Source organism: Flavobacterium sp. UBA2787 (genome assembly GCA_002352205.1).
In the GTDB taxonomy this organism is placed as follows: domain Bacteria; phylum Bacteroidota; class Bacteroidia; order Flavobacteriales; family Flavobacteriaceae; genus Flavobacterium.
Map to the genome: position 1 here is coordinate 56,199 of DEHZ01000013.1, position 14,920 is coordinate 71,118.

General features: G+C 35.4%; 9 protein-coding genes. 2 read left to right on the top strand and 7 right to left on the bottom strand.

Features of this window, described 5'->3' with window-relative positions; all coding sequences use genetic code 11:
• Window positions 1-62: 62 nt before the first annotated feature.
• Entirely contained in the window at window positions 63-3,542 is a 3,480-nt protein-coding gene (locus B4N66_RS11670; protein WP_291094980.1) for a gliding motility-associated C-terminal domain-containing protein, read from the top strand.
• A 1-nt stretch (window position 3,543) separates the two neighbouring features.
• On the opposite strand, the gene B4N66_RS11675 is transcribed toward B4N66_RS11670, so the two are convergent.
• The 7 genes from B4N66_RS11675 to gcvP all read right to left on the bottom strand — a co-directional run bounded on the left by B4N66_RS11675 (window position 3,544) and on the right by gcvP (window position 11,213).
• Window positions 3,544-4,308 carry an ABC transporter ATP-binding protein gene (locus B4N66_RS11675; RefSeq protein ID WP_291094981.1) on the bottom strand — a complete coding sequence of 255 codons (765 nt, stop codon included), beginning with the start codon at window positions 4,306-4,308 and terminating at the stop codon, window positions 3,544-3,546.
• On the bottom strand, window positions 4,305-5,048 hold the full coding sequence (locus tag B4N66_RS11680; protein ID WP_291094982.1) for an MlaE family ABC transporter permease: 744 nt from the start codon (window positions 5,046-5,048) through the stop codon (window positions 4,305-4,307). Before B4N66_RS11680 ends, B4N66_RS11675 begins: the two co-directional genes overlap by 4 nt.
• Window positions 5,049-5,132: 84 nt before the next feature.
• Entirely contained in the window at window positions 5,133-5,981 is an 849-nt protein-coding gene (locus B4N66_RS11685) for a glycosyltransferase family 2 protein (protein WP_291094983.1), read from the bottom strand.
• A gap of 29 nt (window positions 5,982-6,010) precedes the next feature.
• Window positions 6,011-6,532 carry a methyltransferase gene (locus tag B4N66_RS11690; RefSeq protein ID WP_291094985.1) on the bottom strand — a complete coding sequence of 174 codons (522 nt, stop codon included), beginning with the start codon at window positions 6,530-6,532 and terminating at the stop codon, window positions 6,011-6,013.
• Between the two features lie 201 nt (window positions 6,533-6,733).
• The gene (locus tag B4N66_RS11695) at window positions 6,734-7,792 is read right to left on the bottom strand and encodes a 3-oxoacyl-ACP synthase III family protein (protein WP_291094987.1); all 1,059 of its coding nucleotides are present in this window, start codon (window positions 7,790-7,792) and stop codon (window positions 6,734-6,736) included.
• Between the two features lie 127 nt (window positions 7,793-7,919).
• Complete coding sequence (locus B4N66_RS11700; RefSeq protein ID WP_291094989.1) at window positions 7,920-8,297, bottom strand: group III truncated hemoglobin; 378 nt, start codon at window positions 8,295-8,297, stop codon at window positions 7,920-7,922.
• A 72-nt stretch (window positions 8,298-8,369) separates the two neighbouring features.
• Window positions 8,370-11,213, bottom strand: coding sequence for an aminomethyl-transferring glycine dehydrogenase (gcvP, locus tag B4N66_RS11705; RefSeq protein ID WP_291094990.1), 2,844 nt, complete (start codon window positions 11,211-11,213; stop codon window positions 8,370-8,372).
• 291 nt (window positions 11,214-11,504) lie between these two features.
• Between gcvP and B4N66_RS11710 the strand changes: the two genes are divergently transcribed.
• The gene (locus tag B4N66_RS11710; protein WP_291094992.1) at window positions 11,505-14,852 is read left to right on the top strand and encodes a CotH kinase family protein; all 3,348 of its coding nucleotides are present in this window, start codon (window positions 11,505-11,507) and stop codon (window positions 14,850-14,852) included.
• The last annotated feature ends 68 nt before the right edge of the window (window positions 14,853-14,920 follow it).

Sequence of the window (14,920 nt, forward strand, 5' to 3'; positions counted from 1 at the left end):
AATTGTTTAGTTATTTTTACAATTCTTTTTCTTACTTTTCATTTCTATTTAAATAATTTAAGATGAGCAAATTGGCATTAAAGAATCGAAATTTTTTATTTTTACTTTTTTTTCATCTTTTATTTTTTAATTTTTCTTCTGCTCAGCTCAACGACTTTACTCTACAAGTAACAGCTACAAATGAAACGTGTACTGCAAATGGAACGCTAACTTTTACTGTTTCAGGAATTACTAATGGGGCAACTATTACTTATTCAGTTTATAAATTACCTGATTTAATAACTCCAATAGCTGTTATAAACACAACATCATTAAATGGGTTGACTTCAGGGACTTATTCAGTAGTAGCCACTCAAACTTTAGGAGGTTTAAGCAACTCACAAGAACAAAACGCGGTAATTCAGGATTTAACAGTAGAGCTGACTTATCTTTTATCCGGACAAAACGAATTATGTGGGGCTGATGGAGTGATAAGTGTTAATGTACTCACAGGAACAGCACAATCGTATGAAATTATTTCCGGACCTGTAACTGCACCATTACAAGCAAGTAATGTCTTTACAGGATTATCAGGAGGTACTTATGTAATTAGAGTTTTTGATATTTGTGGAGATGCCTCTGTGCAAACATATATCTTGTTTTCTTCACAAACAAGTCTAACAGTAGAGGTAGATTCCGAAGCTGAATGGTTGAACTGTACTACTTCAGCAGTTACACTTTCTGTTTTGCCGGGCAATGGAATGATTGTATATCCACTTACAATTCTGTTCACTATTAATCCTCCAAATGCTAATCAGATTATTATTAATCAAACAACTAATTCATTAGGAGAAGAATTTATTATTGTTCAAGGATATCAAATTTTTGAGGGAGAAACATATATTTATTCATATAGTATTACTGATGCTTGTGGAAATGAAATAGTCGGAAATGGCTCATTAACTCATTCTAATCCATCTCCGGTAGCTTTAGAACTTGAAAAAAATTGCGAAGAAATTTCTTACTATATTAATAATGCACAAAGTGCAACAATAATTAGTGCTCCTGCTACTTATCTGGCAAATTCTATCCCATTTATATTACCAATAGGGGGCAATGGGTTTCCTGTAACCGGTTTTTTAGTTGAAGGCAATTATGTTGTAACTGGTGTAGATATCTGCGGAAATGATTTTCAACTGACAATTCAAGTAGAAATCCCTGAGCCCGAACCACCAACTGCTATTGAGATTGATGCAACTTGTCAAGGGAAATCTTATTTTATAGACAAAGCAGTTAGTGCTACAATAATAAGTGCACCGGCTACATATACAGCTAACCCAATCCCTTATGTTTTGCCAATTGGTGAAGATGGTTTTCCAATAACAGGATATTTATCACCAGGGACTTACACACTCTTAGTTTTTGATAATTGCGAAAATGAATTTGAAATTGAAATTATTGTTGATAATCCAAATGCAGAATCCCCAATAATTTTTGTAATTGAAGGTTGTGAAGTAGGATTTGGTTCATTAAATTTGAATGGAGTGAATACATTTCAATCAGTTGTTTTAATTAACGCTCCTCAAAGTTTTCCATTCCCTCTTCCGTATGATGTAAGTTCCAATATCAATACAAATGGTGATTTAATCCTCACAGGATTGCCAGCAGGGAATTATGTTTTCGAATGGATTGATGAATGCGGAGCTCAATCATCTAGTAATGTTACAATTCAGGGATATTCTTTCACCACAAATGTTGAGGTGTTTGAAAATTGTGGTTCTTTTGATTTAGGGTTGTATCATACAAGTAATAATTTTGCAGCTCCCTCATTTTGGTTGCAAAAATTCTATCCTGAATCCGGAAATTGGGGACATCCGGTCACCGGAGTTATTTATGTTGATGGAACTCAACTTTCTGCAATTAATTCTATAAATTTAACTAACAATACAATTAATTTTAATTTATCTTATTTTGGTGAATTCAGAATTATGAAACGCTATCAAGTTGTTAGTAATGGAAACACAGCTCAATATTGTAATGAATTTCTTTATGAGTTTGAATTTACTGGCCTACCCAGAATTAATACTGTTTATAGTTTTTCTTGTGGGAACAATTTGAGAGACGTCATTGTGGACGCATCAGGTGTACCCCCATTGTTATATAGAATTATCGAGAAAGATGGTGAACCCTTTTTAATTGAAAATGGAAACTCAACTACTTTTCTTTCATTAGAAACTGGAATCTATACTTTTCAAATTGAAGATAGTTGCGGGAATTTAAGAAATAGTGAATTTGAAATTTCTGATTCGGTTGTTTTTGAAATTACACCTTCATCTATTTGTACCGGAGAAACAGTGACATTATCAATCCCCAATTTCTCGTTTTTAACGTATCAATGGTGGTTCAATGACAATGTATTACCAATTATAAGTACTTCGAACGTACTGGAAATTCCAAATTTTTCACCTGACGTTCATAATGGAGTTTACCATGTTCTTATAACCAATCCGAATAATCCAAGTAGTTGTATAAACTTGGAACTAGAATTTGAAATTAATTCAACCGATTTATTACCGGAAGCAGGAGAAGGATCTACAGAAACTTTTTGTGGACCGCAAGCCATTTTAGATTTGTTTACATTTTTAACAGGAACGTTTTCAACCACTGGAGTTTGGACGGAGATTACAACAAGCGGTACTCTAAATGAAAACAATTGGGATACCTCAAATTTGAGTCCCGGAGAATATCAATTTAGATATAGGGTTGAAGGAAATTGTGATTCTTTTGATGAGTCATTTGTAAATCTAACCATTTTAGAAACGCCAGGAAATCCAACAGCTTCTGTTGATTCGCTTATTTGTGAAAGTAATTCAGTTCAGCTTTATGCAACAACAATTGAAGATGCAGTTTATCAATGGGTTGGGCCAAACGGATTTTCATCCAATGAACAAAACCCTATAATTGATTCAATTTCTTCAGTAAATAATGGAACATATACAGTTTCAATAGAAACAAATGGCTGTCCATCAACTCCATCATCCGTTGAGGTTTTTGTTAGTGAAGTTCCTGAATTTAGTTTAGAAAATCTTTGTATTAATGATAGAATGATGGTCACGGCTTCACATTTAGGTCAAACACTCGATAATCCAAATCTGATTTTTTCATGGACTGGACCAAATGGATTTACAAGTTCTCAAAATCCGATTGATATAACCGGACTTACAAAAGGAATTTACACTTTAATTGTAACCAATGAATTTGGTTGCTCTGCAGAAGAATTTATTGATATTACTAAAACAATTTGTGCCATTCCAAAAGGACTTTCTCCAAACGGAGACGGTCTCAACGATACATTTGATTTAACTGATTTAGGCGAAAACCTGACAGTAAAAATTTACAACCGTTATGGAATGGTGGTATATGAACTTGATGGTTATGTTAATCAGTGGAGAGGACAAGACAAGAAAGGAAATCTATTACCAAGTGCGACCTACTACTATTATGTTGAATTTGATAATGGAGAAGGCAGAACAGGTTGGGTTTACTTGATGACGACAGAATAGTTTATTCTCCTTTATTTTGAGCTTTTCTGATTTTTTTAAACAGATTAGAAGAATAGACAAAGTCGACAATGGCTTCGTTGTCTGTTTTAAAGATGTCTTTTTTTGTGCCTTCCCAAGCGAGAATTCCCTCTTTGAGGAAGATGATTTTTTCACCAATTTCCATCACAGAATTCATGTCGTGGGTATTTATAACTGTAGTAATGTCGTATTCTTCCGTAATTTCTTTAATCAAATTATCAATTACAATCGCTGTTTTTGGATCAAGTCCTGAGTTGGGTTCGTCACAAAATAAATATTTAGGTTTGTTAACAATTGCTCTTGCAATGGCAACCCTTTTTTGCATACCACCCGAAATTTCAGAAGGTTTCTTTTTGTGAGCATCAACTAAATTTACTCTTTTTAAAACAAAATCAACTCGTTCCTGAATTTCTTTGGGAGTTTGTTTGGTAAACATTTTCAAAGGAAAACCAACATTTTCTTCCACGGTCATGCTATCAAACAAAGCACTTCCTTGAAAAACCATTCCGATTTCTGTACGCAATTCTCTTTTTTCATCAGCAGATAATTCCGAATATATTCTTCCGTCAAACGAAATTGTTCCCGAATCTGGTGAATGAATTCCTAACAATGTTTTGAGTAAAACTGTTTTTCCTGAACCACTTTGACCAATAATTAAATTGGTTTTTCCGGTTTCAAAAACTGAGGAAATCCCTTTTAAAACTTTATGTTCGCCAAATGACTTTTCTATGTCTTTAATTTCTATCATTTGCTTAAAAGTAATTGGGTTAAAATATAATTGGCCAAAATAATCGCCACCGAAGACCACACAAAGGATACAGTACTCGCTTTACCAACTTCTAATGCTCCACCTTTCATATAATAACCGTGATAAGATGGAATGGTCGCCAAAATAATGGCAAAAATCATGGTTTTGATAAATGCATACGCAATGTGAAAAGGAATGAATTCTGTTTGTAATCCCATAATAAATTCGTCACTAGAAGTAAAACCACCATAAACGCCGGCCATCCAACCACCAAAAACGCCTAAAAACATACTAATTCCAATTACAAAAGGGTAGAGTAGAAGGGCGATTATTTTTGGAAAAACCAAATAATTCAATGAGTTAACACCCATTACTTCCAAGGCATCAATTTGCTCGGTAACACGCATGGTTCCTATGCTTGAAGTGATAAACGAACCCACTTTTCCGGCCATGATGATGGAAATAAAAGTTGGTGCAAATTCCAGAATTACCGATTGTCTTGTGGCAAAACCAATGAGGTATTTTGGAATCAACGGATTCGTGAGGTTTAATGCCGTTTGAATTGAAACAACACCTCCCACAAAGAAGGAAATAAACGCAACAATCCCTAAAGAACCAATAATTAAATCATCGATTTCTTTAAAGATTAACGTCTTCATCGCACTCCATTTCAGGGGTTTGTTAAAGACTTCTTTAAGCATCAGGAAATATTTTCCTATATGTGTAAGCATTTTTAGCATGAAGCAAAAATAGGAAAAAGTTTCGGTTTTGGGATTTAGAATTTCCGTTTTATAAAAACAGTTTTGTAAATGAAAGAGTTGTCTTTAAAAAATCTTCCCTTTCATTTTCTCCCAACGATATTTCCGAATGAATTTCGCTTGTTCAGAAGTGACCAAAAGTGGTTTTTTTGCCGATTTGGCTTTCCAAAAACCTTGAAGATAATCGAAAAATAAGAAAGGTTTTTTCTTGAGTAGTGCCAATTTTAACGAAGCAATTGCAGTGATCCAAAATCCATACCCTAAACTATAAAACGCTTCGCCTTGTTTGAAGCGTGCGGCTTGGTTATAATTGGCTCCCGTGGGCTTGAGGTGTTTGACTTGTAATGATTTATCAGTAACGACTTCCCAATTGTAAAATTTACAAAGCAATTCATCTACTGTGTCCCAACCCATAGCTGGTTTTAATCCGCCAATTTGTTCAAAACAGGCTTTTCGGTAGGATTTGAATGCCCCACGAATGTGGTCTTTGTCAGTTAGATTTTCTAAAATCCATTCACCATTTTTTTCGATGTAAGCAAATCCGCCGACCATTCCAATTGATGAATCCGATTGAAAATGATTGATAATTGTTTCAAAGTAATTAGAAGGAAAAATCAAATCGGCATCTGCTTTTACAATAAAATCATAGTTGTCATCAACTGTTTCTAATCCTTTGTTGAACGCTTGTATCACTTTACTTCCAGGAAGATGAATAGCTTCTGAAGATTTATTTATTAAAGAAATAAATGAATATTTTTCTACAAATGATTGTATAATTTCTTTCGTTTTATCCGTAGAACCATCATTAACCACCACAATTTTAGAAGGCAAAACCGTTTGTTCCACGATCGACTGTAAAGTGAGTGAAATAAATTTTTCTTCATTGTAGGTGGGTATGATGATGTAGTAGTTCATTTGGCTAATTACTATTCACTAATTACTAATCACTTTTTTTCTGCGTAAACCAAATAATATCGATTCGTAAAATATCTTAATATAGGTCGGAAACCAATTTTGTTAGTGGGATGCGTAAATTTTACACTATCTATAATTTTAAATCCGTTTTTTTCTAACAACCAATCGAGTTGCCAGTCTTCAAATTCGTGGTAATGGCGATCCCATTTATCTGTCTTGCTGCGGTAGGCCGATGAAAACCAAAGGCGAAGCGGAATGGAGATGAAAAGCTTATCGCATTTTACATTTTGTAAAACGGTGTATGGATTGAGTAAATGTTCGAAAATTTCAAAAGCAGTAACTACCGAATAACTCTCGTTTTGCAAAGCAGATTGGTCGTTGTCTAAATCTTCGCCAGTAGTGTTTTTAACGGAAAAACCATTTTGAATCATGATTTTGGAAAATGGATTTGTAACCCCTAAGTCAAGAATGGTTTCTGATTTTGAAAGGTGTTTTTCCAGAAATTCAAGGGTAATTTTGAATCGTTTGTTGGGAAATGTTTTTTCGTACATGGTTTGTTTTTCGTGACACAAATGTACTAAATAATTTGATGTTTGCACGATATAGCCCTGATTGAAGTGGAAAGCCTTGTGCCACAAAACCTGATTTTTTCTTGCTGAACCAAAGCGACCTTGGGAGCTCTTGGTGCGGCTTAGAAAAAACAGTTTTTGCAAACAAGCTTGTAACGTAAAGCAGGATTAGCTCCTGAAAAATTACATTTTGTAAACAAATGCATTGATGTTCATACCCGAACCTACCGAGGCAAAAATGACGATGTCGCCTTTGTTTATTTCTTGGTTTTCGAGTTGACCTTTCAATAGTAAATCATATAAAGTTGGTATCGTTGCCACACTGGAATTGCCCAAATGATGTATGCTCATGGGCATAATATTTTCCGGGGTTGGCAAGCCATAGAGTTTGTAAAAGCGTTCGATAATAGCTTCGTCCATTTTTTCGTTGGCTTGGTGAATGAGGATTTTCTTTACATCATGAATTGAAATTCCGCTTTCATCTAAGCATTCTTTCATGGCTTTAGGCACTTGACTTAATGCAAATTCATATATTTTTCGGCCGTGCATTTTGATGTAGCGAATGTTTGGATCGTGTGTTTTGTTAAACGATTCGCCAAAAAAGAGGTAATAAGCCTCGTCATAGGTAAATGTAGCAGTGGCATGAGCTAAAATTCCGCCTTCTTCATTGGTAGCTTCCAAGATTGTTGCTCCTGCACCATCGGAATAAATCATGCTATCGCGATCGTGTCTGTCGACCACACGGGAAAGAGTTTCGGCACCAATCACAAGGCATTTTTTAGCCATTCCGGCTTTCATGAATGCTTGTGCTTGAATAATTCCTTCTATCCAACCCGGACAACCAAAAAGCACATCGTAGGCCACACATTTTGGGTTTTTAATTCGCAAACTGTGTTTTACGCGTGAGGCCAAACTTGGTAGCAAATCGGCTTGAATAGCTCCTTTTTTTACATCGCCAAAGTTGTGGGCAAAAATAATATAGTCAAGGGTTTCAGGGTCAATTTTAGCATCGGCAATAGCTTTTTGAGCGGCTATAAATGCAATTTCTGAAGTGGTTAAATCGTCTGTCACATATTTCCGTTCGCGAATTCCTGTAATTTCAAGAAATTTTTCGGCTACCACCTCGTTTGATTGAGCAAATGGAGTACCGTCGCTATTGAGAAAGTGATGTTGTGCAAAGTCTAAATTTGTTACCGTTTGAGTTGGGATATAACTTCCTGATCCGGTTATTTTGATATTCATAATTTATTGCAATATAGAGAGCGAAATTATCAATTATAAACGTAAAAAAGTAAGAAACCATTAATATTGTGATGATTATTATGAAAAGAGTAAGATTATGGTTGAAAAATTATGCAACTCTTAATTTTTAGCCTTTTTTTTGCGATATTTTTATCTGCATAACCGTAGCAATACTCAAGGCTTGAGTTTTAATTTGCTCTGATTTTTCTCCTTTAAAATTTTCGTCAACGGAATGATTAAAATGAGTGAGCCAAATTTTAAATAATTCCGGCGACAGGTACTCTTTTTCGTTGATGTCTAAATGTATTTGAGTCAGGTTTTTAGAGTAACCGCCGGTTCCTAAAATTCCCTGTGACCAAAACGTAACTAAAATAGGAAGATGTTCCTCTATTTTTATTTTGACAACATCGGTAAAAATATAACTGATAGCTGGATCTGCCAAAAGCTTTTTGTAAAATTCGTCAACTAAATGATAAAGGTCTTGTTGGGTTTGGATGTCGTTCATAAGGTTTTTTAGTTTCAGGTTTCAAGTTTCAAGTTGCGAAAACCTGAAACCTGAAACTTGAAACAAATTTATTTACATATAAGCCTCAATCGGAGCACAGCTACAAATCAAGTTTCTATCGCCATATGTTTCATCTACACGACGAACGCTTGGCCAGAATTTATTTTCGGCTACATACTCCAACGGATAGGCGGCTTTTTCTCTTGTATAAGGTAAAACCCAATTGTCTGTCGTAAGCATTGCCAACGTGTGCGGAGCGTTCTTCAATACATTGTTTGAATCCTCTGCACTGGCTTCTTCAATTTCTTTGCGAATGGAAATCATCGCATCACAAAAACGATCTAATTCTGCCACATCTTCCGACTCGGTTGGCTCCACCATCAACGTACCCGCCACAGGGAAAGAAACGGTTGGAGCGTGGAAACCATAATCCATCAAACGCTTGGCGATATCTGTTACTTCAATGCCTTTTGCTTTAAAAGCTCGGCAATCTAAAATCATTTCGTGAGCGGCTCTTCCTTTTTCGCCTGAATATAAAATAGGATAGTGCTCTTCCAAACGAGCTTTCATATAATTGGCATTCAAAATCGCGTATTTTGTTGCGTTCGTAATGCCTTCTGAACCTAACATACAAATGTATCCATAGGAAATTAAGCAAACCAATGCCGAACCATACGGTGCTCCCGAAATGGCTGTGATAGCTTGTGAACCACCTACATCCACCAACGGATTACTTGGTAAAAACGGAACTAATTTTTCGTTTACGCAAATTGGTCCAACTCCCGGTCCGCCACCACCATGCGGGATAGCGAAGGTTTTGTGTAAGTTTAAGTGACACACATCAGCACCAATTGTCGCCGGATTGGTCAAACCAACTTGTGCGTTCATATTTGCACCGTCCATGTACACCAAACCGCCATTGTCGTGAATAATTTGAGTGATTTCTCTAATGGCACTTTCAAAAACGCCATGAGTAGATGGGTAAGTTACCATCAAACACGATAATTCATCTTTGTATTGAATGGCTTTTTCACGCACATCTTCTACATCAATATTACCGTTTTCCATCGTTTTGGTCACGATGATTTTCATACCGGCCATGGCTGCCGAAGCAGGATTAGTTCCGTGTGCCGAAGCAGGAATCAAGCAAACTGTTCGTTGATGATCACCTCTTGATTGATGATACGCACGAATGGTCATCAAACCGGCATATTCGCCTTGAGCACCGGAATTTGGTTGTAATGTAGTTCCGGCAAAACCGGTAATTACGTTTAATTGATGCTCTAATTTTTTAAGCATTTTAGTATAACCTTCCACTTGATCCAGTGGAGCAAATGGGTGAATGGTGTTCCAATACGGCATGCTTAACGGCAACATTTCTGCAGCAGCATTCAATTTCATTGTGCATGAACCCAACGCAATCATCGAATGATTTAACGATAAATCTTTGCGTTCTAATTTTTTGATGTAACGCATCAAACTTGTTTCCGAATGATATTTGTTGAAAACTTCGTGCGTTAGAAACTCCGATTTTCTGTTTAAATGCGACGGATAATTATTTTCTGTAAGATAATCAGAAACTTCAAAAGCTTCTTTTCCGACTGCTTCAGCAAAAATGGCAATTACTTGATTTAAATCGCTAAACAAAATTGTTTCATTCAACGAAATGGAAATGGTTTCATCATCAATATAAAAGAAATTCACTTCATTTTTTTCTGCAATTGCTCTTACTTTTTTCGCATCAGCTTTCACGACAATTGTATCAAAAAACGCGGTATTCGTTTGATAAACGCCTAATTTATTTAATGCATCGGAAAGCGTAGAAGCCATTCCGTGCACTTTATCAGCAATGTATTTTAATCCTTTTGGTCCGTGATAAACGGCAAACATTCCCGCCATCACCGACAATAAAACCTGAGCTGTACAAATATTTGATGTTGCTTTTTCACGTTTGATGTGTTGCTCACGCGTTTGAAGTGCCATGCGAAGAGCACGATTTCCATCGGCATCTTGTGAAACACCGATAATTCTTCCGGGCATCGAGCGTTTGTATTCTTCTTTAGTGGCAAAATAGGCAGCGTGAGGTCCGCCATAGCCCATTGGGATTCCGAAACGTTGTGTGGTTCCTACGACAACGGCAGCACCCATTTCGCCGGGAGGAGTTAATTTTACTAACGATAAAATATCAGCAGCTACGGCCACTTTTATTTCGTTGTCATTTGCTTTTTTGATAAAATCGGCATAATCATAAACTTGACCATATTTTCCGGGATATTGAAGAATGGCTCCGAAATATTCATTTGAAAAATCAAATTCTTGGTGATTTCCAACTACTAATTCTACTCCAATTGGTGTGGAACGTGTTTGAAGAACCGATAACGTTTGTGGTAAAATTTCTTCGGAAACAAAGAATTTACAAACGTTGTTTTTCTTTTGGTCACGCGAACGAACATCAAATAAAAGTGCCATTGCTTCTGCGGCAGCGGTGCTTTCATCTAACAAAGAAGCGTTTGCAATCTCCATTCCGGTTAATTCAATAACCGTGGTTTGGAAGTTTAAAATTGCTTCTAATCTACCTTGAGCAATTTCTGCTTGGTAAGGAGTATAAGCGGTGTACCAACCCGGATTTTCAAAAATATTTCGTTGAATCGCAGGCGGTACAATGGTTGGATGATAACCCAAACCGATGTAGGATTTAAAAACTTTGTTGGTGCGACCTAACACTCGAATGTGATTGGCATATTCATATTCGGTCATGATGTGTTCTAATTCGAGTGGTTTTTTCAATCGAATATCAGACGGAATGGTTTCAAATATTAATTGATCTAATGTTTCAACACCAATGGTGTCTAGCATTTTTGGTAAATCGTGTTCTCTTGGACCTAAATGTCTTAAAGCAAATGCATCTGTTTTCATGTATTTTCTTGAGGTAAAAAAGTGTGTTGTTAATGAAACTGAAACGGGTTCAGTTTTAAGCACACAAAAGTAATTATTAGTCTTCTAATTATTAGTTAAACAACGGCTAATATTTTTAGAATTTTTCAACCAAAAAAGCAGTTTATCAACAAATTTTTATGATTTGGAAGATTTGGGTTTGCTAAAAATTGAATTTTGGTAGTTTAACGAGAATTGAATGTATTACAACGAGTATGTTGCCATAATGTTAATTTCTTGTTTAATTTCGATAAAATTTAATGATCTCAAATTATGAAAAAAATTACTTTTCTAACATTTTTACTTTTAACTTTTCTTCAGTTAGGTGCTCAAAATGTTGTGATTAACGAAATTATTACATCAAACTCAACAGTAATAACTGATGATGACGGTAGTTATGAAGATTGGGTGGAATTATACAACACCGGAACAGAAGCCATTAATTTAGAAGGCTACGGGTTAACAGATTTATCTACAAATCCATATCAATGGGTTTTTCCCGCTTATTGGATTGAACCGGGCGAACATTTACTTGTTTGGTGTTCAGATAAAAATAGAACTGATATTAATTTTCCATTACATACTAATTTTAAAATTAGTTCGGGTGGGGAGGTAATTACGCTAACAAAACCAAACGGAGATGTTGAAGATAGTTATCCGGCTGTTTTGGTACCACAAAATTTTACTTACGGAAGGCAAACAGATGGTTCTGCTATTTTTGTATATTTTCCTGTGCCAACTCCCGGTGAAACCAACAATACATCAACCGGTTATACAGATGTTTTAGATCCGCCAAGTTTTTCTGTAAATGGAGGTTTTTATACATCAAGTTTTGGATTAACAATTAGTCATCCTGATCCTGAAGTAACGATTGTTTATACCACAGATGGTTCTGATCCCAACATTGATAATTTGGCAGGAACCACTTATCAATATAAAAATGAATATCCTTATGAAGTGGGGCAATTGCCATCGGAAACATTTTTGACGAAAAGTTTTCAATCGATGCAATATTCTGCTCCGCTAACCATTGTGGATAGAACAAGCGAACCGAATGATATTTCAACTATTTCATCTACCTATGATGCTGATCCTTCTTATTATATTCCTGATTTTAACATCTTTAAAGGAACTGTTGTTCGTGCAAGAGCATACAAAGCCGGAGCATTGACTAGCGGAATTGTTACAGAATCGTATTTTGTCTCTCCAGAGGGATCAAGCCGTTTTGAAATTCCGGTTATTTCATTAAGTGTTGATGAAAATAAATTTTTTGAATACAATAATGGAATTTATGTTGCCGGAGCCGATTTTGACAATTGGCGTATAGAAAATCCTGATACACCGGCTTTGTTTAATGCAGATGCAAATTATGATCGTTCAGGCGAAACAACCGAGCAAATTGGTCATTTTAATTATTTTGTAAATGGAAATGAAGTATTAAATCAACGTGTTGGTATACGAATTAATGGTGGAGGAACTAGAGCTTTTCAACATAAATCATTACGATTATATGCACGATCAGAATTAGGAGCAAGTACTTTTAATTACCCAATTTTTGCAAATGAAAATTATACCAGTTATAAAAGATTGGTTTTAAGAAATTCAGGTAATGATTTTTTTAACACCTATTATAAGGATGCTTTTACACACGAATTAATTGAAAAAACAGGTTTGGATAATCAGGCATATCAACCTTCTGTAGTTTTCCTTAACGGAGAATATTGGGGAATGTTGAATATCAGAGAGCGATTAGACAGACATTATTTTGAGAGAAAATATGGAATTGTTGAAGCTGATATTGAAATTTTAGCCGATGGTTATGTAATTGATGAGGGTAGCGATGCTCATTTTCAAGCTATGTATTCGTATTTTCAAAATAATTCTTTAGTTGATGATGCTAATTTATCTTATATCAATACCCAAATGGATGTTGATAATTTTAGAGATTATTTTATTACTAATATCTTTATTCAAAACACCGATTGGCCAGGTTGGAATACGTTGTTTTGGAGAAAGAAAACAGCCGCTTTTGAGCCTGATGCTCCTTATGGAAACGATGGTAGATGGAGAACAGCCATCAAAGATACTGATGCAGGTTTTAGTCTGATGTTGGATATAAACGACCACAACACTTTAGAGTTTGCAACTGCGTTAGGAGGTCCAATTTGGCCAAATCCGGAATGGTCAACATTAATTTTGCGTAGATTATTAGAAAACGAAGCGTTTGAATTAAGTTTCATTAATCGTTTTGCAGATATGATGAACACGTTCTTTTTACCGGAAAGAGTGGTTGATTTATCCAATCAATTTGCAGCGGTAATTGAACCTGAAATTGCGGAACAATATAATCGTTGGGCTGCCCCATACAGTTTTGCTTGGTGGTTAGAAAGTCAGAATGTAGTAGAAACATTTGCTATGGAAAGACCGGATTACCAAAGAGAACACATTCGTGCGAAGTTTGGAATTTCAAACGATATTAATGCAACATTAAATGTGAATGATGATACAAACGGATATGTAAAAATCAATACAATTGATATTACTTCTGATACTCCTGGTGTTTCTGCCAATCCATATCCTTGGACAGGAATTTATTTCCACAACATTCCTGTAACGTTAACAGCCATTCCGTTAGAAGGTTTTGCGTTTAGTCATTGGAGTGGTGATGTGGATAGCACAGATGCTGAAATTACATATACTCCAATAGGAAATTTTTCAGTAACTGCGAATTTTATTCCTGCTGAAGTTCCTGCAACCGAGGAACCTATTTATTTTTGGATGATGGATGGAAGTGTAACAAACGATACACCACTAACTGCTTTAAATTCATCTTTTGAAGTAGGAACAGAAGGCGTTTTAAACTATCAATCTTGTTTGGTAGGTTATCCATTTGATAATACACATCCAAACTGGAGAAAAGCATCGATGGAAAGAAGAAACAGTCCGACTGACATTAATTATATGCCGGAAGCTAATAATAATTTGCCTTTTGCTACTTCTAATATGAGAGGTTTGCAAATCAAACAACCTTTCCAAAATGAAGGTTTTGAAAATGCTATGATTTTCAGTTTTTCAACTTTAGGTTATGAAGATATTGTGTTTGGTTTTGCTGCCAAAGATGAAAATGCTGCCGACGGAATTGTGATGGATTATTCAATTGATGGTTCGACTTTTACAAATGCCGGATTAGCCAATTCAAACATGCCATTAACAGCAACTTATCAATTATTTGAAACCGATTTTTCGGCTATCGCTACAGCGAACAATAACGCCAACTTTAAAGTAAGAGTTCGTTTTTCAGGAGATAATTTAACAGCCGATAATGGTGATAGAGTAACCTTTAATAACTTCAGTGTCAAAGGTGTTGAAATGCCTTTGAGTATTCCTGAAAATACAAGTTTAATTTTCAAAGTTTATCCAAACCCTGCGTCTGAAGTTTTGAATATCAATCATTCTTACAGCGATGTTACATTTAATTTATTTACCATCGATGGAAAAATAATTAAAGCCGGAAATTTAGAAAATCAACAAATCAACATTAGCGATTTACAAAGCGGAATTTATTTGTTACAATTAAGTTCTGATGGAAAATCGGAAACCAAAAAGATTGTAAAAAAATAAACTTTTATTTACATAATTAATTGAAAGGAGGGAGTTTATCTCTCCTTTTTCTTTTTATCGATTAATTG

Bases quoted from the DNA above. Each gene is read 5' to 3' on its own strand.
- B4N66_RS11670 (WP_291094980.1), top strand. From the start codon at position 63: ATGAGCAAATTGGCATTAAAGAATCGAAATTTTTTATTTTTACTTTTT.
- B4N66_RS11675 (WP_291094981.1), bottom strand. From the start codon at position 4,308: ATGATAGAAATTAAAGACATAGAAAAGTCATTTGGCGAACATAAAGTT.
- B4N66_RS11680 (WP_291094982.1), bottom strand. From the start codon at position 5,048: ATGCTAAAAATGCTTACACATATAGGAAAATATTTCCTGATGCTTAAA.
- B4N66_RS11685 (WP_291094983.1), bottom strand. From the start codon at position 5,981: ATGAACTACTACATCATCATACCCACCTACAATGAAGAAAAATTTATT.
- B4N66_RS11690 (WP_291094985.1), bottom strand. From the start codon at position 6,532: ATGTACGAAAAAACATTTCCCAACAAACGATTCAAAATTACCCTTGAA.
- B4N66_RS11695 (WP_291094987.1), bottom strand. From the start codon at position 7,792: ATGAATATCAAAATAACCGGATCAGGAAGTTATATCCCAACTCAAACG.
- B4N66_RS11700 (WP_291094989.1), bottom strand. From the start codon at position 8,297: ATGAACGACATCCAAACCCAACAAGACCTTTATCATTTAGTTGACGAA.
- gcvP (WP_291094990.1), bottom strand. From the start codon at position 11,213: ATGAAAACAGATGCATTTGCTTTAAGACATTTAGGTCCAAGAGAACAC.
- B4N66_RS11710 (WP_291094992.1), top strand. From the start codon at position 11,505: ATGAAAAAAATTACTTTTCTAACATTTTTACTTTTAACTTTTCTTCAG.